The sequence below is a fragment of the Kitasatospora sp. NPDC088351 genome, assembly GCF_040685575.1.
Taxonomy (GTDB): domain Bacteria; phylum Actinomycetota; class Actinomycetes; order Streptomycetales; family Streptomycetaceae; genus Kitasatospora.
Genome location: NZ_JBFBIL010000037.1, coordinates 43,664 through 68,308, shown reverse-complemented (window position 1 = coordinate 68,308; position 24,645 = coordinate 43,664). Strand labels below are relative to the sequence as shown.

The 24,645-nt window shown below is 74.5% G+C and carries 21 protein-coding genes; 12 read left to right on the top strand and 9 right to left on the bottom strand.

Annotated elements, in window-relative coordinates:
• Nucleotides 1–81: 81 nt before the first annotated feature.
• A complete protein-coding gene (locus AB0P06_RS24245) occupies nucleotides 82–702 on the top strand; it encodes a helix-turn-helix domain-containing protein (protein WP_363610639.1) in 621 nt (206 codons plus the stop codon).
• 80 nt (nucleotides 703–782) lie between these two features.
• Here AB0P06_RS24245 and AB0P06_RS24240 read toward each other — a convergent pair whose 3' ends face one another.
• Entirely contained in the window at nucleotides 783–2,159 is a 1,377-nt protein-coding gene (locus AB0P06_RS24240) for a gluconate:H+ symporter (protein ID WP_363610673.1), read from the bottom strand.
• Between the two features lie 14 nt (nucleotides 2,160–2,173).
• On the bottom strand, nucleotides 2,174–2,740 hold the full coding sequence (locus AB0P06_RS24235; RefSeq protein ID WP_363610637.1) for a gluconokinase: 567 nt from the start codon (nucleotides 2,738–2,740) through the stop codon (nucleotides 2,174–2,176).
• 235 nt (nucleotides 2,741–2,975) lie between these two features.
• On the opposite strand from AB0P06_RS24235, the gene AB0P06_RS24230 reads away from it, so the two are divergent.
• The gene (locus AB0P06_RS24230; protein WP_363610635.1) at nucleotides 2,976–3,671 is read left to right on the top strand and encodes an FCD domain-containing protein; all 696 of its coding nucleotides are present in this window, start codon (nucleotides 2,976–2,978) and stop codon (nucleotides 3,669–3,671) included.
• 160 nt (nucleotides 3,672–3,831) lie between these two features.
• Nucleotides 3,832–4,332 carry a hypothetical protein gene (locus AB0P06_RS24225; RefSeq protein ID WP_363610633.1) on the top strand — a complete coding sequence of 167 codons (501 nt, stop codon included), beginning with the start codon at nucleotides 3,832–3,834 and terminating at the stop codon, nucleotides 4,330–4,332.
• A 168-nt stretch (nucleotides 4,333–4,500) separates the two neighbouring features.
• On the opposite strand, the gene AB0P06_RS24220 is transcribed toward AB0P06_RS24225, so the two are convergent.
• The 3 genes from AB0P06_RS24220 to AB0P06_RS24210 form a co-directional block, all read right to left on the bottom strand.
• Entirely contained in the window at nucleotides 4,501–9,066 is a 4,566-nt protein-coding gene (locus tag AB0P06_RS24220; protein ID WP_363610631.1) for a hypothetical protein, read from the bottom strand.
• Nucleotides 9,067–9,197: 131 nt separating this feature from the next.
• On the bottom strand, nucleotides 9,198–10,073 hold the full coding sequence (locus AB0P06_RS24215) for a hypothetical protein (protein ID WP_363610629.1): 876 nt from the start codon (nucleotides 10,071–10,073) through the stop codon (nucleotides 9,198–9,200).
• 106 nt (nucleotides 10,074–10,179) lie between these two features.
• A complete protein-coding gene (locus tag AB0P06_RS24210; RefSeq protein ID WP_363610671.1) occupies nucleotides 10,180–11,700 on the bottom strand; it encodes a hypothetical protein in 1,521 nt (506 codons plus the stop codon).
• A 225-nt stretch (nucleotides 11,701–11,925) separates the two neighbouring features.
• Here AB0P06_RS24210 and AB0P06_RS24205 point away from each other — a divergent pair, with 225 nt between their 5' ends.
• The 4 genes from AB0P06_RS24205 (at nucleotide 11,926) to AB0P06_RS24190 (ending at nucleotide 15,013) form a co-directional block, all read left to right on the top strand.
• Nucleotides 11,926–12,459 carry a hypothetical protein gene (locus AB0P06_RS24205; RefSeq protein ID WP_363610627.1) on the top strand — a complete coding sequence of 178 codons (534 nt, stop codon included), beginning with the start codon at nucleotides 11,926–11,928 and terminating at the stop codon, nucleotides 12,457–12,459.
• Between the two features lie 211 nt (nucleotides 12,460–12,670).
• Nucleotides 12,671–13,447 (top strand): 5-oxoprolinase subunit PxpA, encoded by a 777-nt coding sequence (locus AB0P06_RS24200; RefSeq protein WP_363610625.1) that lies wholly within the window; start codon nucleotides 12,671–12,673, stop codon nucleotides 13,445–13,447.
• Nucleotides 13,444–14,157 (top strand): allophanate hydrolase subunit 1, encoded by a 714-nt coding sequence (locus AB0P06_RS24195; protein ID WP_363610623.1) that lies wholly within the window; start codon nucleotides 13,444–13,446, stop codon nucleotides 14,155–14,157. Before AB0P06_RS24200 ends, AB0P06_RS24195 begins: the two co-directional genes overlap by 4 nt.
• On the top strand, nucleotides 14,150–15,013 hold the full coding sequence (locus tag AB0P06_RS24190; RefSeq protein WP_363610669.1) for a biotin-dependent carboxyltransferase family protein: 864 nt from the start codon (nucleotides 14,150–14,152) through the stop codon (nucleotides 15,011–15,013). The genes AB0P06_RS24195 and AB0P06_RS24190 overlap by 8 nt, the downstream gene beginning before the upstream one ends.
• A gap of 160 nt (nucleotides 15,014–15,173) precedes the next feature.
• Here AB0P06_RS24190 and AB0P06_RS24185 read toward each other — a convergent pair whose 3' ends face one another.
• Both AB0P06_RS24185 and AB0P06_RS24180 read right to left on the bottom strand, forming a co-directional pair.
• Nucleotides 15,174–16,121, bottom strand: a complete 948-nt coding sequence (locus AB0P06_RS24185; protein ID WP_363610621.1) for an aminoglycoside phosphotransferase family protein — start codon at nucleotides 16,119–16,121, stop codon at nucleotides 15,174–15,176.
• 824 nt (nucleotides 16,122–16,945) lie between these two features.
• Complete coding sequence (locus AB0P06_RS24180) at nucleotides 16,946–17,173, bottom strand: hypothetical protein (RefSeq protein WP_363610619.1); 228 nt, start codon at nucleotides 17,171–17,173, stop codon at nucleotides 16,946–16,948.
• A 493-nt stretch (nucleotides 17,174–17,666) separates the two neighbouring features.
• On the opposite strand from AB0P06_RS24180, the gene AB0P06_RS24175 reads away from it, so the two are divergent.
• The 4 genes from AB0P06_RS24175 (at nucleotide 17,667) to AB0P06_RS24160 (ending at nucleotide 20,301) form a co-directional block, all read left to right on the top strand.
• The gene (locus AB0P06_RS24175) at nucleotides 17,667–18,032 is read left to right on the top strand and encodes a hypothetical protein (protein ID WP_363610617.1); all 366 of its coding nucleotides are present in this window, start codon (nucleotides 17,667–17,669) and stop codon (nucleotides 18,030–18,032) included.
• Complete coding sequence (locus AB0P06_RS24170; RefSeq protein ID WP_363610615.1) at nucleotides 18,016–18,354, top strand: hypothetical protein; 339 nt, start codon at nucleotides 18,016–18,018, stop codon at nucleotides 18,352–18,354. Before AB0P06_RS24175 ends, AB0P06_RS24170 begins: the two co-directional genes overlap by 17 nt.
• Nucleotides 18,355–18,517: 163 nt before the next feature.
• Entirely contained in the window at nucleotides 18,518–19,222 is a 705-nt protein-coding gene (locus AB0P06_RS24165; RefSeq protein ID WP_363610613.1) for a class I SAM-dependent methyltransferase, read from the top strand.
• A gap of 233 nt (nucleotides 19,223–19,455) precedes the next feature.
• Nucleotides 19,456–20,301, top strand: a complete 846-nt coding sequence (locus AB0P06_RS24160) for an undecaprenyl-diphosphate phosphatase (protein WP_363610611.1) — start codon at nucleotides 19,456–19,458, stop codon at nucleotides 20,299–20,301.
• 94 nt (nucleotides 20,302–20,395) lie between these two features.
• Here AB0P06_RS24160 and AB0P06_RS24155 read toward each other — a convergent pair whose 3' ends face one another.
• Complete coding sequence (locus AB0P06_RS24155) at nucleotides 20,396–21,904, bottom strand: HEAT repeat domain-containing protein (protein ID WP_363610609.1); 1,509 nt, start codon at nucleotides 21,902–21,904, stop codon at nucleotides 20,396–20,398.
• A 290-nt stretch (nucleotides 21,905–22,194) separates the two neighbouring features.
• Here AB0P06_RS24155 and AB0P06_RS24150 point away from each other — a divergent pair, with 290 nt between their 5' ends.
• Nucleotides 22,195–22,677 carry a hypothetical protein gene (locus AB0P06_RS24150; protein WP_363610607.1) on the top strand — a complete coding sequence of 161 codons (483 nt, stop codon included), beginning with the start codon at nucleotides 22,195–22,197 and terminating at the stop codon, nucleotides 22,675–22,677.
• Between the two features lie 103 nt (nucleotides 22,678–22,780).
• On the opposite strand, the gene AB0P06_RS24145 is transcribed toward AB0P06_RS24150, so the two are convergent.
• Nucleotides 22,781–24,262: a hypothetical protein gene (locus AB0P06_RS24145; RefSeq protein ID WP_363610605.1), complete on the bottom strand. Its 1,482-nt coding sequence runs from the start codon at nucleotides 24,260–24,262 to the stop codon at nucleotides 22,781–22,783.
• Between the last annotated feature and the right edge of the window lie 383 nt (nucleotides 24,263–24,645).

Sequence of the window (24,645 nt, the reverse complement as noted above, 5' to 3'; positions counted from 1 at the left end):
TCAGCAGTCGGCTCGTGACGGTGTCCTCCCGCGGCCTGTTTCAGTACGCCATGTATTGAATACGCCATATATCGTGTGGCCGTGAACCCACCCCAGGCCGAACCCGCCGCCCCCCGCCCGCCGCGCCGCCGCGTCCACACCCGGGCCCGGATCCTGGCCGCGGCCGCCGGGCTCTTCCTCACCGGCGGCTACGCGCGGACGAGCATCGAGGACATCTGCGCCGCCGCCGGCTACACCCGGGGCGCCTTCTACTCGAACTTCGCCGCCAAGGAGGACCTGCTGCTGGCGCTCTTCGACGAGCAGGCGGCCGGGCGGATGGCCGAACTGGAACGGCTGGCGGCGGCCTGCGAGGAGCTGGCCCCGCAGGAGCGGGCCCGGCGGCTGGTCGAGGCGCTGCTGCGGGTCGAGCCCGAAGAGACCGGGTGGATCCTGCTCTTCCTGGAGTTCCGCCTGCTCGCCGCCCGCACCCCCGGGCTGGCCGACCGGGTCGCCCGGCACGACCGCGCGGTGACGGCGGCACTGGCCGGGCTGCTGGAGCGGGCGATGCCGGGGCTGGTGCCGCCGGGCGCGGCCGCCGGACAGGCCGCCGAGGTGGTGCTGGCCGCCCGGGAGGGGGTGCTGGCCCGGACGGCGGCCGGCGGCGCGGCGGCGAAGCAGTTGCTGGACGCGGCCACCGCGGTGCTCACCGGCCTGCTGGGCTGAGTACGGCGGCGGGCCCGGGAACGCCGCAGGGCGGCACCCGTGGTGAACGGGTGCCGCCCTGCGGCGGAAGTGGGACGCGGTCAGATGATCAGGCTCAGCGGCATGATCAGGGCGATGGCGACGACCGAGATGACGCTCTCCATCACCGACCAGGACTTGAGCGTCTGACCGACGCTCATCCCGAAGTACTCCTTCACCAGCCAGAAGCCGGCGTCGTTGACATGGGAGAGGAAGAGCGAGCCCGCGCCGATGGCCAGCACCAGCAGGGCCGCGTGGGTGGACGACATGTCGGCGGCGAGCGGGGCGACGATACCGGCGGCGGTGATGGTGGCGACCGTCGCGGAGCCGGTGGCCAGCCGGATCAGCACGGCGATCAGCCAGCCGAGCAGCAGCGCCGAGATGTGCCACTTGCCCGACCACTCGCTGACCGCGTTGCCGACACCGACGTCGATCAGGGTCTGCTTGAAGCCGCCGCCCGCGCCGACGATGAAGACGATGCCCGCGATCGGGCCGAGCGACCTGCCGACGGTGTCGGAGATCCGGGCCTTGGAGAAGCCGGCCGCACGGCCGAGCGTCAGCATGCCGAGCAGGGTCGCGGCGAGCAGGGCGATCAGCGGCGAGCCGATGAAGTCGAACACCCGCTGCGGCATCGCCTTCGGGTCGTCGACGACCACGTCGGCCAGCGCCTTGCCGAGCATCAGCACGACCGGCAGCAGGATGGTCGCCAGCACCGCGCCGAAGGACGGGGCGTGCTCCGGCTTCTCGGTCTCCTCCGGGGCGGTGGCCTCCGGGACCGCCAGCGGTCCGACCCAGCGCTCGGCGAGCCGGGCGAAGAGCGGGCCGGCGATGATCAGGGTCGGCACCGCGATCAGCAGACCGAGCGCGAGGGTCACCCCGAGGTCCGCCTTGAGCGCGTCGACCGCGACCAGCGGGCCCGGGTGCGGCGGCACCAGGCCGTGCAGCACCGAGAGACCGGCCAGGGCGGGGATGCCGATCCGCATCAGCGGCACGTTGCCGCGGCGGGCGACCAGCAGCACGATCGGGATCAGCAGGACGACCCCGACCTCGAAGAACAGCGGCAGCCCGAGGACGGCCGCGATCAGCGCCATCGCCCAGGGCAGCGCCCGGGGGCCCGAGCGGGACAGCACGGTGTCCGCGATGATGTTCGCCCCGCCGGAGTCGGCGAGCAGTTTGCCGAGCATCGCACCGAGGCCGATCAGCAGACCGACACCCGCCACGGTCGAGCCGAAGCCGGTCGAGAAGCTGCTGAGCAGCTTGTCGAAGGGGGCTCCCGCGACGGCGGCCAGCAGGCCCGAACCGAGGGTGAGGGCCAGGAACGGGTGCAGTTTCAGCTTGGTGATCAGCAGCACGATGGCGCCGATGCTGAGCAGCACCGCGATCAGCAGCTGGGTGTCACTGCCGGTGTGCGGCAGGGCCGGCGGCGCGGCCGCGAGCAGGGTGGGGGACGGGCTCACGCGAGGTCTCCATTGACGGGCCGCAGCAGCGCCGCGGCCATCTCGACGAGTTCTTCGGGGGACGGACCGACATCCAGGACGGCGCCGCGCTCGTCCGCCCGGAGGGGTTCCAGGGCGGCGTACTGCGAGTCGAGCAGCGACGGCGGCATGAAGTGGCCGGTGCGGTGGGCAAGCCGGTCCTCGACCAGCTCGTGGCCACCGCTGAGGTGCAGGAAGAAGGCGCCCGGGCAGGCCGCGCGCAGGGTGTCGCGGTAGCGGTGTTTCAGCGCCGAGCAGGTGACCACGCCGCCCGTGCCGGCGTCGGCACGCTCCCCCAGCCAGGTGCCGAGGGCGCGCAGCCAGGGCGCGCGGTCCTCGTCGTCCAGCGGGATGCCGGCCGACATCTTGGCGATGTTGGCGGGCGGGTGGAAGTCGTCCGCCTCGGCGTAGGGGAGGCCGAGGCGGTCGGCCAGGAGGCGGGCCAGGGTGGTCTTGCCGACGCCGGAGACGCCCATCACCACGACCGTGAGGGGGGTGGGGAGGGTGTGTCCGGGGGTGTCGTGGTTCTCGACGCTGAGAGCCATGGGTGGTGCTCCTTCGTTGCCTGGCCGCCACTATCGCTCCAAAGATATGACGTATTCAAGTGGCAGAAACCAAATCGTCATACTTTTGCGGAAGGTCGGGCGGCCGGAGAAGGCGGGACCCCGGGCAGGACGGCCCGGCGGGACGGCCCGGCGCGGCAGCCGGGCGGGGAGGCTGGGCCTGTCTGACGATCCGCCCGCCCGCCGCGAATCATGAGACACGCCTTAAGCTGGGCGGATGGAGATCCAGGGGCTGCCCGGCCGACTGCTCGCCGACCTCGGACCGGCCATCGCGTCCGGTGAGATCCCCGAAGGGGCGGTACTGCGCGGCGAGGAGCTGGAGGAGCGGTACGGGGTGTCCCGGACGGTGGTCCGCGAGGCGGTGCGGATCCTGGAGGGGATGCGCATGGTCGCGTCCCGCCGCCGGGTCGGCATCACGGTGCAGCCCAGGTCGGACTGGGACGTCTTCGATCCGCTGGTGATCCGCTGGCGGCTGGCCGGCGCCGACCGGCCCGCGCAGCTGCGCTCGCTCGGATCCCTGCGGGTGGCCGTGGAACCGGCCGCGGCCGCGCTCGCGGCCCGGCACGCCGGCGACGACGACTGCCGTCAACTCAGCGCGCTGGCCGTCGAGTTGACGATGACGGCGCGGGCCGCCGACCTGGAGGCCTTCCTCCGGCACGACATCGCCTTCCACGCCACCGTCCTGCGGGCCTCCGGCAACGAGATGTTCGCCCACCTCGGCGACACCGTAGGGGCGGTGCTGACCGGCCGGACCGAGTACCATCTGATGCCCCACCAGCCGGAGCCCTACGCGATCCGGCTGCACCGCGAGGTCGCGGAGGCGATCTGCGCGCGGGACGCCGAACGCGCCGAGCAGGCGATGCGGACGATCGTGGCCGGTGCGCTGGAGGAGCTGAACCAGCAGCTGGGCTGACGGTCTGCCACGTCTTGCGGTCATCTGGGACGGATCACACGGTTTGGCGGCAGTTCGCCGGATTCGGACGCATAGTCCGGGCCGCATGGGGCAGAGTGTTTCCCAGGGGCGCGTTCTGCGTGCCCTCCCTGCCACGTGACCGCGCCCGGGGGGTCGCCCGATGTCAGTCGCTCGCCGTCGCCGCCTGCCCGACGAGGTACGTGCCGCCGTCGTCCGCGCGGTGCTCTGCCTGTCCTTCACCCTGGTGGGCCTGGTGGTCGCGACGCTGGCCTCGTACGCGGACAGCTGGCTGATGACGCCGGCGATGATGGCGATGGGGCTCGGGGTGTTCGGCACGATGTGGTGCCTGCTGGAGATCCTGATCTCGCGCCAGATCGCGGCGCAGCGGATGCGCGGGCCCGACTCGGCGTCCCCGATGGCGGGCAGCCGGACCGCGGCCCGGCCGCTCCCCCGCCCGGTGCCGCGGCAGGCCCCGCTGCCGCCCCAGAGCTGGCCGCAGCCCGGGCCGCAGTCCGGGTCACCGGCCGGCACCGGGGCGTTCCCGGGACAGGCCCTTCCCCCTCGGCCGCACCCGGGGCAGGGTTACCCCGGGCAGGCGTACCCCGGCCAGGGATACGCGGGCGGGCCGGGCGGGCCTCAGCCCCGGTTGCCCACCGCGTAGCCGTACGACGCGGGCCGGGCGCGGGCGCCGCCGTCTCCCCCGTGGTCCTGGCCGAGGTGGATGTCACTGAGATGAGCGATCGTCAGCATGGCGGTGAGGCCGGGGCTTGTCCGACAATTCCCGCCGCGCGCCGATACGACGGGAATTGTCGGACAAGCCCTGGCCCGGTCAGGCCGAGGCCGGCACCTCCGCGGGGCGCTTGAACATCCGGGTGGCGGTGATCTCGCCGTGGACGGCCGGGCCGTCCGGATCCTGCGGGGCGGGCAGGCCGGGGCGCAGGTGCTCCTCCACCGAGATGTACTTCAGACCGGCCCGCAGGTCGGCGTCGTTGCGCAGCCGGATGACGAGCGGGAACTCGGCGAGCGCGGTGGTGTCGAACAGGCCGGTGGTGTAGATCAGCTGGACGCCGAGCGCGTCGGCCACGGCCCGCTGGAGCTCCAGCAGGTAGGTGGCGTTGGCGCGGCCGATCGGGTTGTCCAGGAAGAGCGTGCCGGCGTGCCGGAGCTGGGACTGGCCGCGGTCGTTGGCCCGCAGCGCGGCCATCGTGCAGTAGAGCGCGATGGCGGCGGTGAGCAGCTGGCCGCCGGAGAAGACGTCGGACATCTGGCCGACGCTCACCCGCTCGGCGCGCAGCACGGCGTCGGGCTTGAGGATCTCGACGCCGACGCCGCGCGGGCCGATCGCGGCCGCGACACCGCGCAGCAGCAGTGACATGCCGTCACGGCGCAGGTCGCTGTTCTTCTTGACGGCGGCACGGGTCGCCTCGTCGATCACCTCGCCGAGGCGCTCGACCAGGGTGGCGTGGTCCGGGTCCTCGAAGCGGATGCGCAGGAACTCCTGGCCGGACCACTCCCCCAGGCCCTCGGGGAGCCGGGAGAGCCGCTGGGCGGCGCGCAGGGTGGTGAGCGAGGACTCGACCAGGCCGCGCAGACGGTCCACGATCGAGCCGCGGTTGCGCTCCAGCTGGGCGAGTTCGTCGGTGAGCACGCGCAGCCGGGGGGCGAAGGCGGCGGCCCAGGCGGCGGCGTGGTCGGGCAGCGCGGAGGCCGGCAGTTCGCGGATCTGCTGGCGGGCCGGGGTGCGGACGGCCTCGTAGCGGGCCGCGTTGGCGTGCCGGACGAGCGCGTCGGAGGCGTCGCGGACGGCGAGTTCGGCGGAGGAGAGCTCGCCGGCGGCGGTGCGCAGGGCGCGGCGGGCCTCGGCGGCGGCGGTGCGGGCGTCGGGGAGCGCGCCGAGGTAGGGCTCGACCGGCTGGTCGGCGTCGTCCTGGTGCTCGCGCAGGCCGTCGCGCAGTTGCCCGGCGTGCTCGTCGAAGTCGGCGGCGGCGGCCTGGGCGGCGTCGAAGGTGCGTTGCAGGTCGGCGTGGGCGGTGCGGGCGGTGTCGACGCTCTCGCGGCGCTCGGCCAGGCGGCTGGTGGCGGTGCGCAGCAGGACCTGGGCGTGCTCGGGGTCGGTGGGGACGAGGTCCTCGGGCAGCTCGGTGTGGGCCTCGCCGTCGGCGGGGGCGGAGCGTTCGGCCTCGCCGCGCAGCCGGCCGAGCTGTTCGCTCGCGGTGGCGGCGCGGGCCTCGATGGTGGCGACCAGCTCCTCGGCGCGGGCGGCGGCGGCCTGCCGGGCCGGGCCGTCGGCGCCGTCGGGGCTGTTGAGCAGCTCCTCGGCGCGGGTGCGCACCTTGTTGGTGAGGCGGTCGAGTTCGGTCGCGGCGGCGGCCTCGTCGCCCTCTGCGCGGGCCTGTTCGGCGCGCAGGTCGGCGCCGACACCGACCTTCTCGTAGAGCTGGGAGGCCGCGCGGTAGGCCTCGCGCAGGGCGGGCAGTGCGGCGGGGGCGGTGCCGGCGGGCTCGTCGGCCTGCTCGGCGGCGGGGATCTCGGCGCGCTCGGCACGCAGGGTGCGGGCGGTGCGGCGGGCGTCGTCGGCGGCGCGCTGGGCGGCGCGGCGGTCCTCGTCGCAGGTGCGGGCGCGCTCGGCGCACTGGGCCTGGCGGCGGTCGCACTCGGTGGCGTCCTCGGCGAGTTCGCGCAGGCCGCGGGTCCAGCCGGCGCGTTCGCGCAGGCGGAAGGCGAGGCCGGAGAGGGCGTCGGCGCGGCGGCGGGCGCGCTGGGCGGCCTCGCGGTGTTCCTCGTGGGCGGAGGCGGCGGCGGCGTGGTCGGTCTCGGCCTCGTCGTGGTCGGCGCGCAGCGTGGCCAGGGCGGCGGCGGCCTGCTCGGCGCGCTCGCGGGCGGCCTCGGCGGCGGCGGCGAGTTCGGCGAGGGTGCCGGGCGGGCAGCTGGCGTGCCAGGAGGCCAGGCGGGCCGCGAGGGCGCGGTCGCCGCCGAGCCGGGCGGCGAGTTCGCGGATGTGCTCCTCGCGGGCGGTGGCGCGGGTGCGCAGTTCGCGGCGCTCGTCGTCGGCGGCGCTCTCGTCGTGCATGGCCGGGTTCGGCGGGACGAGGAAGAAGGCCGGCTCGTCGGTGATCGGGGCGATCAGGGCGGCGGCGGCGCCGACGGCGACGGTGGAGCGGGGCAGCAGGGCGGCGGAGCGCAGGGTCTCGCGGGCCCGGTCCAGCGAGTTCGGGTCGGTCACCACGACGCCGTCGACGAGCTCGGGGCGGGCGGCGAGGATGGCCTCGTGGTCGGCCGGGTCGACGGACTGGGCGAGGTAGCGCCAGCCGGGCAGCGCGGGGATGCCGTGCTCGCCGAGGTACTCGACGGTGGCGAGGACGTCCGGGCCGGGCGGCAGCAGGCCGCCGTCGCCGAGGGCGGCGAGGATGCGGGAGTCGTCGGCGGCCGCGGTGCGCAGGTCGAACAGGGTGCGTTCGGCGGTGGCGATGGCCTCGTCGAGCAGCTCGCGCAGCGCCTCCGCGGAACGGTCCAGGACGGCGGGGGTGAGGAAGCCGGCCTCCTCCTCGGCACCCTCCTGGTACGGGGTCAGGGAGAGCAGGTCGGCGAGGCGCGGCTCGGTGGCGAGCAGGGCGGCGGTGCGCTGCTCGACGGCGAGGGTCTGGGCGGCGGCCTTGCGGGCGTCGTTGGCGCGGGCGGCGCCGAGCTCGGCGCGGCCGGTGGCGGCGGCGGCCTCACGCAGCCGGGCGGCGGCGGCCTCGGCGGCGGTACGGGCCTGGGCGAGCGCGGCGCTGGCGCTCTTCTCGACGTCGGCGGCGTACAGGGCGGCGCGGGCCGGGTCGGGCTCGGCGGTGTCGGGGTCGATCCAGCCGGCCTCGACGGCGGCCGCGGTCTCCTGCTCGACCTCGGCCAGCCGCTGGCGCAGGTGGTCGGCCTCGCTGCGGGCCTTCTGGGCGGCGGTGGCCGCCTCGGTCGCGTCGGACTGCGCCTTGGAGCCGTCGGCCTGCAGTTCCCCGGCGCGCTGCTCCTCGGTGTCGGCCCGGGCTTCGGCCGCCGCGGCGGCGCTCTCCAGGGCGCGGGCGAGGGCGGTGGCGGCGCGGGCGCGGGCGGCGAGCGCCGGGGCGGCGTCCAGCTCGGCCTCGCGGATGGCGGCGGCGACCCGGGCCACCCGGTCGGCGGCGGCGCGCTGGCGCAGCACGGTCTCGGCGGCCTGCCAGGCGGAGTGCAGGGTGCGGGCGTCGGTGAGTTCGCGGCGCAGCGCGGCGGCCTCGGCGGTGGCGGCGGCCAGGCCCAGGGTGGCGTGCCGGTGGGTGAGCTCGGCGGTGATCAGGGTGTGCCGGGTGCGGTCGGCCTCGGCGGCGGTGACGGCGCTCGCGGCGGCGGCCACCTCGATGGCGAGGTCCTGGGCGCGGTCGCGCTCGGCGGCGGCGCGGGAGGTGAGCGCGTGGGCGAGACGGCGGGTGCGCCGCTCGGCGGTGCGGTGGGCCTCGCGGACGCTCTCGCGGGCGGTGGTGGCCTCGGCGATGCGTTCCAGCAGGTCGAGGGAGCCGGCGGTGAAGTCGCGTTCGGCGGTGAGTTCGGCGCGGCGGCCGAGCTTGGCGGCGAAACCGTGGACGAGGTCGGCCAGGCCGTCGGTGTCGCGGGTGTCGGTGACGGCGCGCAGCAGCAGGTCGGTGAAGTCGCTGTCGTGCTTGACCGCGAAGAGGCCGGCGGCCTCGCCCTCGTCGGCGTTCATCTCGCGCTGGTAGCGGAAGAGTTCGGGGTCGAGGCCGAGGTCGCCGAGGTGTTCCGTCCAGCGGTCGTGGCCGTCCTCGAAGACCAGGTCGAGGTGGGGGTGGGCCTTTCCGGCCTCGGTGAGGGCGTCGCGGAAGCCCTTCATGGTGCGGCGGCGGCCGCGGGCCTTCTGGTCGCCGGCCAGGCTGATCCGCTCGGCGACGGGCAGCGAGTCCAGGGTGAGGCCGGGGCCGGGGCGGAAGGAGTACCAGGTCTCGGCGAACTTGCGCGGGTCGGAGGAGACCTGGCGGCCGCGCCACTCGCTGACCTTGCCGACCACGATCGGCTCGCCGGTGACGGTGTGCTGCCACTCCAGGGCGACGTGGCCGCAGTCGTCGGCGAGCAGGAACTTGCGCAGCACGCCGGAGCTGGCGCCGCCGAGGGTGTTCCGGTGGCCGGGGAGCATCACCGAGAAGATCAGCTTGAGCAGGACGGACTTGCCGCCGCCGTTCTCCAGGAAGAGCACGCCGGCGGGCGCGGGGCGGCGGACCGGGCCCTCGGCCTCCTCGCCGAACAGGCCGATCTGCTGGGGGGCCGGGTCGGCGACGGGCTCGCCGACGCCGCGCAGGTCGAGCACCGTGTCGGCGTAGCGGGCGCCGGCCGGTCCGATCGAGTAGAGGCGGACCCGGTTGAGCTCGTACATGTGCGGCGGTTCTCCAGTGCGGGCAGGCGGTTCGGTTCGGGTGGGTGCTGCTCGGGTGGTGCTGCTCGGGTTGGGGGGTGCGGGCGGTGCGGGTGAGCCGGGTCGGGCCGTCCCGGTGGGGGCGGGTGCGGCTAGAGCGAGTGGAACGGCAGCCCGGCGTCGGCGACCAGCTCGTCGCCGGTGTCCGGCGGCAGCAGGCTGGCGGTGCCGTCGGAGACCGCGACGATACCGAGGTCGAGCAGTTCGGCCATGGCGGCGCTGCCGGCCAGGTCACGGACCTGGAGCTGGTAGCGGGCGGTGGTGCGGTAGGTGCCGCCGGAGTCGTCCGAGGTCTTCTGCAGGAAGCCGGACTCCACCAGGAACATCACGGCCTTGGCGACGATGCCGATGGTGGAGCCGGAGAGCCGACGGGCGTCCTTGGTGGCCCCGGTGGCGGTGCGCCGGGCCCAGACCCGCCAGGCGGCCTCCAGGCCGGGGGCGTCGCTCTGCGGGTCGGTGTTGGCGCCCGTGGCGTCGGCCTGCTCCTCCAGCCGGCGGCAGGCCTGACGGACGAAGGAGTCCACGCCGTTGACGGTGATCCGGCCGAGGTAGCCGTCGTCGGCGAGGTCCTCCGGCCGGGGGAAGGCCATCGCGGCGACGGCGAGGTGGGCCAGGCCGTGGAGGAAGCGGTCGGTGGACTCGGAGGCCGCGCGGCGCGAGTAGTCGCCCATCCGGACGGCGAAGACGGAGTCCTCGGCGGCGGCGACGGCCATGCCGGCGCGCGGCGAGACCTCCAGCACCACCAGGCCCATGCCGGTGGCGACGGCGTCGGCGAGGCGGGCGAAGGCCGGGTCCTCGCGGTGGCGGCGGACGAGTTCGGCGTACTCGGCGTCACGGGCCGGGAGCAGCTTGGCCTGGAGCCCGAAGGAGACCAGCCGGGCGGCGTCGGCGACATCGCCCGGGGTGATCGCGGCGGGCGCGGCGGGCTCGGTCTCGGTCGCCCAGGACGTGTCGTGGTGGGTCGTCACGGGCGGTGCTCCTCGGGGCTGTCATGGATCGTGGTGCGGTGGTGGCGGGCCATCGGCTTCGTCGGCCGGTCGTTCGTCAACCGACCGCTCGTCAACTGGCTGCTCGTCAACTGGCGTCCTTGCGGTCGGCCGCCATTCCGGCCGCGTCGAGCAGGGCGCTGCCGACGATGAGGTCGGCGCCGCCGAACTCCGGGTCGCGCAGCGGGGTGCCGTCGTCGACGGCGAACAGCAGCCGCTCCTCGCCCTGGCGGTAGGCGGTGCCGACCGGCGGGCTGGCCGCGTGCACGGCCAGCAGGGCGACCAGGTACGGGAGTTCAGGGTCCTGCCGGCGGGCGTCGGCGAGCAGGCCGGAGAGCCGGCGGGGCGCGTCGGCGGGCAGGTCGAGCAGTTCCAGCGCGGCCTCCAGCTGGGCCTCGGAGAAGCGGCTGTCGTCCGGCGTCGCGACGAGGTCCGGGTCGGGCAGCTCCGCGCCGAGGTGCTCGCGCTCGACCGGCGGGGTGAGCAGCAGGTCCACCAGGTCGGCGACCCGCACCGCGACGGGGGTGCGCAGGCCGATGCCGCGGGCGAAGAAGGCACCGGTGGGCCGGACGGCCTGCTCTATCGGCAGCCGCAGCACCGGGGCGAGCAGCTGCCCGTACAGGTCGATGCCGCTGCGCGCGCCGGGGGTGGCGAAGGCCTGGCGGTCCTGCTCGGCGCGGAACAGCGGGCCGGCCTCCAGCAGGCGGGTCTGCAGCTGGGTGTGGCGGCGGATGCAGTCCTTGACGATGTCGACCAGCTCGGCGGCGCGACGCTTGTGCTCCTGGTCCTCCGCCTCGTCGCGGGCCTTGCGGATGTTGGTGAGAATCGCGTTCTCGTGCCGGTAGCGGTCGGCGATGTGGTCGAGCGCCTCGTCGATGAGGTCGGGGATGGCGTGCATCCAGTCCACGGCGCGCACATTGCGCCGGGTCGCGTCGAGGGCGCGGCGCAGCGTCTCGGCGTACTGGACGGTGCGGTACCGGGCCTGCTCGGCGGCGAGCTGGGCGTCGGCCAGGCGGCCGCGCCGGATCAGCACCTCCAGCTTGACCTCGGCGGCGATCTGGGCCGAGGTGACATCGGTGTCCAGCGCACCGACCAGGACGTTGACCGCCTCGTCGGTGGTGCGCAGGTAGATACCGCCGTCGGGGCCCGGCACCTCCTCGATCAGCTTGAAGTCGTAGTCGCGGCGGACGTACTCGCCGTCCGGGCCGAAGGTGCCGTAGACCGCGCGGAAGCCGCGGTCGACGCTGCCGACGTTGATCAGCGACTCCAGCACCCAGCGGGCGACCCGCTCGTGCTCGGCGGCGGGCCGGGCGGCGGCCTGGGCGGCGACCCTGGGCAGCATCCGGGCGAGCACTATCTCGCGGTCGGCCCCGGTGTCGAAGTCCATGTGCAGGGTGACGAGGTCGATCGCGGCGAGACCGACCTCGGCCATCGCGTAGCCGCCGTACTCGCCGGCCAGGTTGACCTTGCGGCTGTCGAGGTCGTGCAGCGGGGCGGTGCAGGCCAGCGCCTTGAGCCTGCGGGCGAGGCCCTCGTCGGCGGCGGGGCCGGGCGCAGGCCGCACGGCGGCAGCGGCGGGGCCGGCGGGCGGCCGGGGGCCGTGCTCGATGGGCGGGTCAGCGATGGCGGTCACGGTGGACAAGATTAGAGGTTCGCACCGACAACGACCGAAACGGGCCTTACGGGTGGGTGCGGGTCCCGCCGGCGGCGCGGGCGAAGGAGCTCCCGCTCGGACACGGAAGGCGAGTTGAACATGTTCAATTCCGAGGTCTAGAGTCACTTCCAGGTGGCCGGGAGAAGCCCGGACCGCCTCCTCGACCTGGGGGTTTCCGGCATGAACAGCACGTCCGAGAGCGAACGCGCCGCGTTGCGCAGGGTGCGGCAGTGGCTCTGGTTCTTCGTCGTCTGCCTGGTGCTGAGCGGCCTCACGGCCTTCCCGCTGGAGTCCGAGACCAGGTGGCTGGCCGACTTCGCGGCCGGCCCCGGCGCCCCGGTGACCGAACGGTTCCCCACGCTGCTGGAGTGGGCCGAGCGGGTCCGCGACGGCGTCGCCGAGACCAACGCCCGCTACCCCTTCCTGGCGTACGGCACCGACTGGCTGGCCTTCGCCCACCTGGTGATCGCGGCCGCGTTCTGGGGCCCGATCAAGGATCCGGTGCGCAACGTCTGGGTGATCCGCTGGGCCGTCCTGGCGTGCGCCGGGGTCATTCCGCTCGCCCTGATCTGCGGACCGCTCCGGGACATCCCGCTGTACTGGCGATTTATCGATATGTCGTTCGGAATCGTCGGTGTGGTGCCGCTGTTGATCGTGTTGCGCGCGCTGCGCCCGCTGGAGCGGCGGGCGGGGGCGACTCCCGTCACCGGCTGAGCGGGCCCGCCCGAACGGCAGGACGAGCGGCCGGACGAGCGGGCAGACCACGGAGGCGGCCCGAACGGGCGGACGATCGGCTGAGCCGACCGGGGGAGCGCGCACGGCAGCGGTGCGCGCCGGTGGGCCCGGGAGGGGTCGGGTATCGGGCAACGGCCTTCACACACAGGCCCTACCATCTGGCTCAACAGCTGCTGGAAGGCGGACGGGCGTGGCCGATGCGGTGATCGATCTCAATGCGGACCTCGGTGAGGGGTTCGGGCGGTGGACGCTGACCGACGACGAGGCACTGCTCTCCGTGGTGACCAGCGCCAATGTCGCCTGCGGCTTCCACGCCGGGGATCCGTCGACGATGCGGCGGGTCTGCGCGCTCGCCGCCGAGCGCGGCGTACGGATCGGTGCCCAGGTCTCCTACCGCGACCTGGCCGGCTTCGGCCGGCGCGCGATGGACGTCCCGCCCGAGGAACTGGCCGACGAGATCGCCTACCAGATCGGCGCCCTCCAGGTCTTCGCCCGGGCGGCCGGCTCCCGGGTCTCCTACGTCAAACCGCACGGCGCCCTCTACAACCGGGTGGTGGCCGACTCCGACCAGGCCGAGGCGGTGGTCGCGGGCGTGCTGCGGGCCGGCGCGGTCTGCGACGGCCCGCTGCCCGTCCTCGGCCTGCCGGGCTCCCGGCTGCTGGCGGTCGCCGAAGGGGTCGGGCTGCCGGTGGTCACGGAGGCGTTCGCCGACCGCGCGTACACCTGGGCCGGCACCCTGGTGCCGCGCAGCGACCCGGACGCCGTGGTGCACGACCCCGAGGCGGTGATCACCCGCGCCGTCGGTATCGCCCGGGACGGCGTGGTGGAGGCGGTCGGCGGCGAGCCGATCGCCGTCGAGGCCCGCTCGCTCTGCGTGCACGGGGACACCCCCGGCGCCGCCCAGCTCGCCTGGCGGGTGCGCGGCGCGCTCGCCTCGGCCGGGGTGCGGGTGGAGGCGTTCACATGACCGTCCAGGTGGCCGGCGGGCCCGAGCCGTTCGGGCGGATACGACCCGTCGGCGACCGGGCGCTGCTGGTCGAGGTGGCCGGGACGGCCGAGGTGAGCGCCCTGTACGGCTGGCTGCGGGAGCGCCGGGCGGCGGGCGCGCTGCCCGGGGTCGAGGAGATCGTCCCGGCCGCGCGGACCGTCCTGCTGGACGGCGTCGCCGACCTCCCCGCGCTGACCGCGCTGCTGCGCGGGGTGCGCCCGACGGCGGCGAGCAGCACGCCCGGCCCGCTGCTGGAGGTCCCGACCGTGTACGACGGCGCCGACCTCGGCGAGGTCGCGGCACTGTGGGGGGTCTCCGCCGAGGCCGCCGTCCGGATCCACACCGAGCCCGAGTACGTCGTCGCGTTCTGCGGCTTCGCCCCCGGTTTCGGCTATCTCACCGGCCTGTCGCAGCGGTACGGGGTGCCGCGCCGGGCCACCCCGCGCAGCGCCGTCCCGGTCGGCTCGGTCGCGCTGGCCGGCCCGTACACCGGCGTCTACCCGCGCTCCTCCCCCGGCGGCTGGCAGCTCCTCGGCCGCACGGCGCTGCCGCTCTGGGACACCGGGCGCGAGCCGGCGGCACTGCTGGCGCCGGGTGCGCGGGTGCGGTTCACGGCGGTGCGCGACGGCGGCGGGCGGGCGGCCCCGGCTCAGGCGTCCCCGGCGGTTCGGGGTGGCGGCGCTGAGTGAGCTGCTGGTGGTCCGGCCCGGGCCGCTGACCACCGTTCAGGACCTGGGCCGGCGCGGCGTCGCCCACCTCGGCGTGCCCCGGGCCGGGGCACTGGACGAACCCGCGCTGCGCGCCGCCAACCGGCTCGTCGGGAACGACCCGGGCACCGCCGCGCTGGAGAGCACACTCGGCGGGGTCGCGCTGCGCGCGCTCGGACCGGTGGTGTTCGCCACGACCGGAGCCCCCGCCCCGGTCCGGGTGGACGGCCGGGCCGCCGCCTGGGGCGCGCCGGTCGCGGTACCCGCCGGAGCGCTGATCGACATCGGCGCCGCCACCCACGGGGTGCGCGGCTATCTGGCGGTGGCGGGCGGGATCGCCGTGCCGCCGGTCCTCGGCAGCCGGTCCGCCGACCTGCTCTCCGGTCTCGGCCCCGCCCCGCTGTCCGTCGGCGACCGGCTGCCCGTCGGCCCGCCCCCGTCGTACCGGCCCGCGCCCGATCTGGTGCCGCTGCCCGCGCCCCCGGTCGAACTGGTCCTGCGGCTCCGGCTCGGGCCGCACACGGACTGGTTCGACCCGTGGTCGGTGGCCCGACTGGCCCGCGAGCACTACCGGGTGGCGCAGGCCGGCAACCGGATCGCGCTGCGCACCGAGGGCCCCGCCGTGGCCCGCGCCCGAGGCGGCGAGCTGCCCAGCGAGGGGATGGTGCTGGGCGCGGTCCAGATCCCGCCGGACGGCCTGCCGGTCGTCTTCCTCGCCGACCACCCGACGACCGGCGGCTACCCCGTCATCGGCGTCGTCCCGCCCGCCGACCTCGCCTTCGCCGCCCAGGCCCGCCCTGGCACCCCGGTCCGGTTCGTGCCGCTGCGGGGGCGCTGACGGAGCGCCGGAGGCGGCGCGGTCGGCCGGCCCGATGCTCACGACCGGGCGGCGGCAAGGGGCTGCCGACGGCCCGCCGGCGAGGGCGGCCCGTCGGCGAGGGCGGCCCGTCGGGCAGGGGCTCGGCGGCAAGGGCTCGGCTGGGTGCCCAGCAGACAGCTCAGCGGGCCAGCAGGGCCTCGGCCACGGCCCGTTGGGCGGGGTCGATCGCGTGGGCGCCGTCGTCCAGGTCCCAGAGGGCGTTCTGCAGGATCCGGCCGAGGGTCCAGGACGTCGCCCGGGCCCGGTCGAGGGCGAGGACGTCGGTCATCAGGTCGAAGCGACGGCGCAGGGCGCGCGGAACGTCGCCGGTGGCGGTGAGGTCGTCCCAGCGGTTGCCGAGCGCGGGGAGAAGTTCGAAGCCCGGGTCGCCGGCGAGCGGTTTGGGGTCGATGGCGAGCCAGGGCGCGCGGCCGTCCGGGCCGGCCGGGGCGAGCACATTGCCGTAGTGCAGGTCCCAGTGCAGCAGGCGGTCGCCGGGCTCGCCCCTGACCTCGCGGACGGCCGCGGCGCAGTCGGCGAGCAGGCGGCGGTCGGCCGGGTCCGCCAGCACGGCGAGTGCGGGCGGAGTCCCGGCCAGCAGGCCGTCGGCGAGGTCCGCCAGCCGGCGCAGCCCGGGCGGGGCCTGGCGCTCCGTCAGGCCGGCCAGGATCTCCGCGAGAACGCGCAGCGCGGCGAGGTCGTCGGGGACGGCGAGCAGGGAGCGGTCCGGGTCCAGGCGTTCCAGCAGCATCGATCCGGACGCCGGGTCGTGGGCGAGCAGCCGGACGGCGCCCCGGCCGGCCCAGGCCCGCAGCGCCACCGGCTCGCCCGCCGTCTCCTCGTCCACGGGCTGGAGCTTGAGCACGGCGGGCGTGCCGTCGGCGCGCAGCACCGGGACGACCAGCCCGACCACGCCGTGCGCGGGCGGGCCGTCCGGGCGCAGCTCCCAGCTCTCCAGCAGTGCGCCGGCGAGTGACGGCAGCCCGGCCGCCCAGACCCGTCCGGTCTCGCCGAGGAACGCGGTGAGAGAGGCCGCCAGAGCGTCGGGGACATCGATCGGCGCGGGGCCGGGCGGGTGTTTCGGCATGGTGGGCTCCTGCTGGCACGTCCGGGCTGTCCTTCCGGGCTGTCCTTCCGGGCAAGCCTGACACGGCCCGCCGCGGCCATCGGCCCGGCCGCATCACCCGCTCCGGGCCGCCGCTCCCCCACCGGGGACCGCCGGCACGGCGCGACCGCCGGCACGCAATCGCCAACTCACTTCCCCAGAGGGGGATTTCCGGGGTGCGAGTTCCGCCGAACGACGGTTTTCCGGCCCGTTCCGGAGGAGGATGGCACTCGGACGCTCCACCCGCGGGCGAGGGACCGGAGCAATGACGGAGGGGCGGACGTGGCCTCGCACCCCTGGCAGTCCGCACGCCAGGGATGCGAGGCCGGCGAGGGAGCCGTCTCTCGGACCGGGCCGACCCGTCCTATCGGGTCGGCCTGTGCCGTGTGGCGAGTTCTGCGCTTCGCCGGGCAGGTCGGGGACACGGCTCCCCGTCCGCCTCCGCTCTCGCCGCCCGGGGCGCAGGTCGGCCGGAACAGAAGCTTCCCGCAAGCGTACCCGGTTCGGGCAAAACGTTCGGGCCATCAATGAACGAGTTCTGTGCCCAACTGGCCTTTCTTCGGTGATTCCTTGACGAATGATCAGCTCTTGGCGCACAGAAGCCCGAGGGGCGCCGAACCGTCCGGCGCCCCTCGGGCCGCTCTCCTCACGGCGCTCGCCGGCAGGGACCACGCGAACTGGCGCCACCATCCCCATGGCGCAGTCCGTCGGACCGCGGTCACCACTGGCCGAGCACACCGGCGCGGGTCATGTCCCTGGGAGCCGAACCCGGTCTCCCGGCCGCACCGCCCACCCGGGCCGCACGCTCATCCGAGCAGCAGCAGTTCCCGGACGGATCCCTCGCGATCGACCAGTTGGAGCTTGCTCCCGCGCTCGCTCTCCCGCTCCACCAGGTCCAGCAGGGCGATGGCCCGTCGCACCGTCTCGGTGATGGAGGTGCCGCGCTTCTTGTGCCGCTTCAACACCTCTTCCGTCTCGCTGTTGATGTTGATGCTCAGGCGAGTGAAGGTTTTCGTCTCAGTGTTCTCGGACATGCCGCAGGCCCCTCGTTCGAAAACGCCGCAGCATAGGAACCACGGCGCAGCCCGGGCGTGAACACAGCACACCCAGGCACATTTGATTGGCTGCCATCACGAGCAAGGTGGGACCGCGTGTGAGCGGAAACGCACGACAACGGACTGCAGAGCGTCCGCATCCGTCACACGCCGCGCCGGCACGCCGTCACGTCAACCGAGTCGAGCCATAGCCGAGGACCGGCCCGTAACGCTCGGGACTGTTGGTCGGGACAACCCATGGTGCTCCCCCTGCAGTTCTGGCGATGCGTTCAATCCTCCCCAGACCCACATGCGATGTCAAGTAGATACACCTGGGACACTCCTTTGGTACGCACAAGATGCACATTCAATGTTGATCTGATGTTGATTCAATCCGCCTTCCGTCTGTAGGATCCCTCCTGCAGCACGCTGCAGGGAACTGCGCCGCTGCTCCCCTGCCCCGACGGGCACTTCAGTGAGGGAGAACCACAGCATGTCGACCGTCTCCGCGAGCAGCGGCGAGCCGGGACAGGACCGCTGCGCCTTCGTGCGTCACCTGTTCCCCAGGCCCGGCTCCGCGGTCTCCACCCGGGTCAGCCTGGACTTCGGCTGCCCCAGAATGGCCGCAGCAGACAGCGTGGTGAACGTCTACGCGGGCCAGTCGGTTCCTGAACCGACCCCCGAGGATCCAGAGTTGATCATCAGTCAGACCATTCCGGCCCTCGTGCCGGGGCAGCGGCTCCTGCACGAGGACGAGACCCCCGGCAACGGCCTGTGCGACGTCGCCTCGGTGTCCGGGCCGATCGCCCGGCTCTACTGCGAGGCCGGCAAGGAAGGATGCCGTGACCGAGATCTCTGAGGGCGCCGAGCGGCCCGGACAGCACGTCCTGTCCGAGAACGACGAGCCCTCCAGGCGTGGGCTGAACACCAACGACTTCCTGTTGGAGGTCAACAACCAGAAGCACATGTCCCAGACCCGACGCCTGCTGGCGGTCGGGCTTTTGTGGATCATGGGCCTGCTCGCCGTGATCCCCACCATCGCCCTGGTGCTCGGCCGCTGGACCCACTTCGGCGGCGAGCAGCTCCAGGCCTTCGCGGTGCTGTTCACCCCCGTGATGGCACTCGCCAGCGCGGCGTTCGGCTTCTTCTTCGCCTCGGAGGGGAGCAACCGCCGGCGATAGCGGCGCCGCACACCGGAGCCGCGCCCGTACCGGCCGTCGATCGGACCGGTACCGGCGCGGCTCCGTCCCGCGCGCGGGCCCGCACACCCGGGAAGCGGACCGCCACGTACCTCTTCCCGGCACCCCCTTCCCAGTTCCGGCCGCCCGTGTTCGGATGGGGCGCATGGGTGATGAGCGACGCGATGGATACGACGGGACGGGGCCAGGAGCGATCACGCCGGACGGCTGCGCCGTCGAGATGTGGTCCCGGCTGCCGGTGGACGGTTCGCCGGAGGTGATCGAACGGGCGGTACCGGCCGGCGCGAGCATCCTCGAACTGGGCTGCGGCGTCGGCCGGATGACACACCCGCTGCTCGACCGCGGCTTCACGGTGACGGCCGTGGACGAGTCGCCCGAGATGCTGGCCCGGGTGCGCGGGGCGTGCACGGTCCGCAGCCCGATCGAGCACCTGGATCTCGGCGAGCGCTTCGACGTCGTCCTGCTCGCCTCGTTCCTGGTGCACGCCGGCGACCCGACGGTCCGCCGGGGGCTGCTGGAGACCTGCCGCCGGCACGTCGCGGACGACGGCAGCGTCCTGGTGCAGCGGGAGGGCGAGGACTGGTACCGGAACGTACCGCGCGAGCGCCCCGTCGGCCGGGACGGGCTGATGCGGGTGGTGTCGGCCACCCCGGTCGGCGACGGGGTGAACTCGGTCCATATCGAGTACGAGTTCCCCGACGCACGCTGGACCCACACCTTCCGCGCCCGGCCGCTCGACACGGAGCAGTTCGAGCGGGCGCTGGCGGACGCCGGGCTGGCCGTGGAGAGCTACCTCACGGACGACCGGACGTGGGTCCAGGCCCGGCCGGTGCCGCACCGGACCGGCTGAGCCCGGCGGGGGCCCGGAGCGGGGGCCCGGAGCGGGGGTGATCGCCAAGTCGTCACCTTCACCGCGTACCATCAGGCGCGCGCCGGGCCCGCGCGCGGCCCGAGGGCCGGACGGGACCGGTTGTTCGCATGCCGTCGGCATGTCCCCCGCGCATGCCATCGGGCATGCTCCCGCACCGACCGACAAGGACCGCTGATGCGCATCGAGCGACGGATACCCCCGGCGGGTGCCCGGTGATCGACTGGTTCCACGGGGCCGTCCTCGGCCTGATCCAGGGGCTCACCGAGTTCCTGCCGGTCTCCTCCAGTGCCCACCTGCGGGTCTTCTCCGCCCTGCTGGGCTGGGACGACCCGGGCGCGGCGTTCACCGCCGTCACCCAGCTCGGCACCGAGTCCGCGGTGCTGATCTACTTCCGCCGCGACATCGCCTCGATCGTGAAGACCTGGACGCTCTCGCTGTTCCGCCCGGCGCTGCGCTCGCACCAGGACGCCCGGATGGGCTGGTTCGTGATCATCGGCACCCTGCCGATCGGCATTCTCGGCAAGCTGTTCCAGGACAGCATCGAGACCAACCTCCGCGATCTGCGGATCATCGGCACCACGCTGATCGTCTTCGGCCTGATCCTGGCGGTCGCCGACCGCAGCCGGGCGGTCCGGAACGCCAAGCCGATCACCGACCTGACCCTGCCGCACGCGGTCGGGTACGGCTTCGCCCAGGCGCTCGCGCTCATCCCCGGCGTGTCGCGCTCCGGCGGCACCATCAGCGCCGGTCTGCTGCTCGGCTACAGCCGCGAGGCGGCGGCCCGGTACTCGTTCCTGCTGGCCATCCCCGCGGTGCTGGCCTCCGGCGCGCTGGAGCTGTTCAAGATCGGCGAGGGCCCGGCGCCGGCCTGGGGACCGACCATCCTGGCAACGGTCATCGCCTTCGCGGTCGGCTACGCGGCGATCGCCTGGTTCCTGAAGTACATCTCGAACAACAGCTTCCTGCCGTTCGTGGTCTACCGGGTGCTGCTGGGCATTCTGATCATCACCCTGGTGAGCATCGGCACCCTGGCCCCCGACGCCGGTGTGGTGAAGTAGCGCGGCGGACGTCGCGGACACGTCGGTAGAACGGCATTGCAGAACGGCCCGGGCACAAGCGCCCGGGCCGTTCGTCGTATGCGGTGCGGAGAACCTAGCGACCACGCTCGCGGGCGGCGGTCAGACGGCCGCGTACGGCGGCGTGGACCTCGGCCTCCTCGGCCGGGTCGGCGGCGAGCCGGCGCAGGCGCTCCAGCACACGGGCGTCCCCCGTGGTGGCGACATGCCGCGCGGCGAGCTCGCGGGTGGACTCCTCGCAGTCCCAGAGGCACTCGACGGCCGGCCCCTCGGGGAAGTGCACGTCGGTCACGGCCAGCGCGCGGGCGGCGCGGCCACGCAGCTCGGACGAGGCGGCCTCACCGTAGATATGGCGCAGGACGGGGACGGCTTCGGCGGCGGCCAGCCGCCCCGCGCCGTCGACCAGCGACCCGAGCCCGGTACCGGTGACGCCGCGGACGGAGACCCAGCGGCGCAGCCCGGCCACCACCAGCGGTCCGTCGCCGGGCTCGCCGGCGTCGGCGAGCAGCTGGACGGCGGCCTCGCCGAGGGCGCTGTCGGCGCCGCCGGTGGCCGGATCGGCCCAGCGGCGGGCGTGGGCCAGCGCCTCGGGGCCGCGCATCCGGCCGAGCAGCTCCAGGGCGGCGCGCACGATCCGGTCGTCGACATCGGCGGCGGCGGCCTCGATCAGGGCGGCGGCGGCCGGGTCGCGTTGGTCGACCAGGAAGCGCAGAGCGGCCCGGCGGGCCCCCGGCAGTCCGCCGCGGGCGGCCTCCAGCACGGCGGGACGGTCCTCGGGGCGGACCACGGCGGCCAGGCAGCGGGCGGCGGCGGCGGCCCGGCGGTCCCCGGCGTCGGGGCCGTCGGTCTCGCCGGCGTCACGGGCCGGCTCGGGGCGGTCGGGCTGCCGGGCGAAGGCACCGGCACCGAGGCCCCCGAGGTCTCCCTGGTCGGCCCAGGCGAGCACGTCCGCGGTCGACCAGCCGGGGGTGACGCCGCTGCGGTTCAGCTGGCGCTGCCAGAGGTCGAAGGGTGACTGCTCGCTCGCCGCGGCGACCCTCGGGTGGTACGCGGCCCAGAGCCGCCAGGGCCTGGGCTCGTACGCGCCGCGGATGAACTCGCGCAGCTCTGCGTCGCCCTCGGGGCCCGGCGCGAACCGGTCCAGGACGGCGGTGCCGAGCAGCAGGAGCCCGCGGTCGTCGTCCCTCAGCGCCAGTTCGTCCAGCGCCCAGGCCCAGTTGGTGCCGGTGGCGGTGTACTCGCGCAGCATCAGCAGCGCGTCGCGCCGGCCGTACGCGGCGAGGTGGCCCAGCACGGACAGGGCGAGACCGGTGCGGCCCTCGTCGTCGTCGAGAAGGTCCTCCGGGTCGTGGAGGTGGTCCTCGATACCGTCGAGCGGTGCCTCCAGCTCCATGTAGAGGCGCGCGTAGTAGAGGGAGCGGTTCTCGACCTGCCAGTCGGCTCGCGGATCCCTGGTGACGCACTCCTCCAGTGCGGCGATGGCCTCGGTGCGGTCGGCGGCCAGCGCATGGAGCTGCCCGTCACCGCGGCCTCGCTGAAGGAGGCCGAGGAGGCTGGCACTGGGCGCTATCACTGGCTCGAACATGAGGTCAGCATCCGTTGCGGCGGTCGTAGTGGCAACGGGATTTCCGTCGCCGGGGTCTCTGGTCGGTACTGCGGTGGGCGCCCGGGCGCCGGAATCACCGAAGGTTACCGCCTCGCGCACGTCGCCGCACACAGGGCGACGGCCCCCGATGCCTTACTGGCATATGCCGGGGGACTTTTGCCAGGATCTGTTCAAATCCCCCGCAGGGGTGACGCGGCTGTGCGACAGTTTTTTCACCACCCCCGACGGCCTTCCCGGCACCCCGCCACCCTCGGAGCGATGGAGCCGCCATGAGCATGCCAGCCCCCGCCCCCGATCCCTGCCCGCCCGGCACCCCCGCCGGGCCGGGCGGCCCGGCGAAGGGCCCGGCAGGGGGCGGGACGGACGGCGCGACGGGCACCGACGGCACGGCGCAGGCGCCGCCCGGCCCCGAGATCGGCTCGGCCGAGTGGGACCTCCTCACCGACGACGTCCGGTGGTCGGCGGAGACGTTCCGGCTGCTCGGGTGTGACCCCGGACACGGTCCGCTCAGCCTCGACCGGCTGCCCGACCGGCTCGACGCGGCGGACCGGCCGATGCTGCGCCGGATGATGACCGACGCGCTGGTGCACGGCCGCTGCGCCGTCGGCACGGTGCAGGTGCGCCGGCCCGGCGGCGGGCACGGCACGGTCGAGTACGCGGGCGAGCCCGTGCTCGGCGCGGACGGCACCGTCACCGCCCTGCGCATGCTGCTCCGGCCGGCCGGTCAGGACGGCGGGACGACCCCGGTCTGACCCCGACCCGCCGGGCGCCACGGACCCGCCGGGGACGGCTCGGAGAACACCGGACAGCACCGGACACGCCGGCGAAGGTACCGGCCCCGGGCCGGAGGCCGGCTCAGGCGAGCTTCGGGCGGTGCTTGGCGTCCGCCACCCGCAACTCCCGCCCCAGCTCCGCCCGGAGCTCGTCCACCACCTGCACGCCGCGGTAGCGGGCGGTCAGCCGGTACATCTCGCGCAGCCGGTCCCAGGTCCGGTGGGACGAGTTCTGGCCGATCAGGTTCATCACCATCTTGGCCTGGAACTCCGCCGCGTCCGGCTCCCCGGTGATCCAGTGCACCGAGGCCAGGGTGATCCGGTCGAACAGCGCCGAGCGCAGCTGTCCGGTGCCCTCGCGCAGCTTGATCACCCGCTCGGCCTGCTGTCTGGCCTGCGGGGCGGCCACCGGGTCGTGCTCGGCGAGGGTGCGCAGCACCAGCGCCTGCATCCCGCGCAGCTCGGCCTCGTCGAACACCTGCATCCAGGACGGCGGTGGCTCGGACACGTCCTCGGCGAACAGTTCCTCGGCCTCGCCGAGCAGCCGCCAGGTGTCCTGCGAGTGCCCGATCGAGGCGTGTGCCCAGGCCTCCACGGTGTTCAGCATGGCCCGGGTCCTGGGCAGCGCCCGGCCACCGCCCGCCTTGGCTGCCGCCATCAGGTCGAGCGCGTCGTCGGCCCGGCCCAGGTGGACCATCTGCCGGGCGGCCCGGGAGATCGCCTCGCCAGCCCGGGGGCGGTCCCCGGCCTCCTTGGCGGACTCGGCGGCGATCATGAAGTACTTCTGGGCGGTCGGTTCGAGGCCGACGTCGTGCGACATCCACCCGGCGAGCACCGCCAGGTTGGCCGCGACCAGCCACAACCGCCGCTCCACCGGCGGACTGTGGCGGTGCGTCAACAACCCGCCCACCTCGTTGAGCTGGCCGACCACGGCCTTGCGCTGAAGTCCGCCGCCGCGCGCCGCGTCCCAGGCCCGGAACACCTGGACCGAGCGCTCGAGCGCCTCCACCTCGTCGAGCCCGACCGGGCCCGCGTCGTACACGTCGACCACCGGGCGGACACCGCCCTGGGTGATCATCTGGCGGGGGCCCGGCACCGAGGCCGCGTAGGCGACCGCGTCCCCGCCCAGCCAGCCCTTCAAGGAGTCGGCGATGGCCGCCCCGGCCGTGAGCGCGGCACCCGCACCCACCAATCCACGTCGGTTCAGCATGAGGTCCATTCCCGTGAACTCGGTGAGGACCGCGGCCGTTCGATCCGGCTCCCATGGCACTGCTGCGGACTGCGCCGCTCCGGTCCTGGTGGGCCGGTGTCGTTCCAGACCGAGGTCCTCAGTGGTGACGACACGGCCGAGCCGCTCCGTGAACACGGACGCCAGTACCCGCGGCACCGGATCGCGCGGGATCTCCCCGTGCTCGATCCACCGCCGCACCCTCGAGGTGTCGGTGGACAGCTGCTGCTGTCCCATCGCGGCACCCCTCCGGTTGACCAGCCGCGCGAGTTCGCCCTTGGACCATCCGGTCAGGACGAACAGATCGGCGAGTCGGGTGTTGGGTCCCCTGCTCACGTGAAGCCCCCAGGTTCCTCGGCTGGTTCGAGGCTAGAGGCTCCGTCAGGTGCCGGGCGAGTATTCGCCATGCTTCGCCAGGGTCCGCCACATTCTTAACCAGTGGCGATCGGGTGTGTTGTAGAGGTGCGCCACCTCGCCCCTCGGGTCGGGCGGCGTCCCAGGGCCGGTCGGGGCATTCCCCCGCCCGTGTCATGGGGCGTCCCCGGTCCTCACCCGAGGGGGTGGCGCGGCCGGGTGGCGCGGGGGCGCCGGGCACGGCCACGGCAGTCCGGCCGACCGCATTCCCCAGGGTGCGGACGGCCGGCACCTCGCCGCAGGGGCTCCGGCCCCGCGTCCGTGCCCGGCGCCCGCGTTCCACCCACCGCACCGCCCAAGGGCCG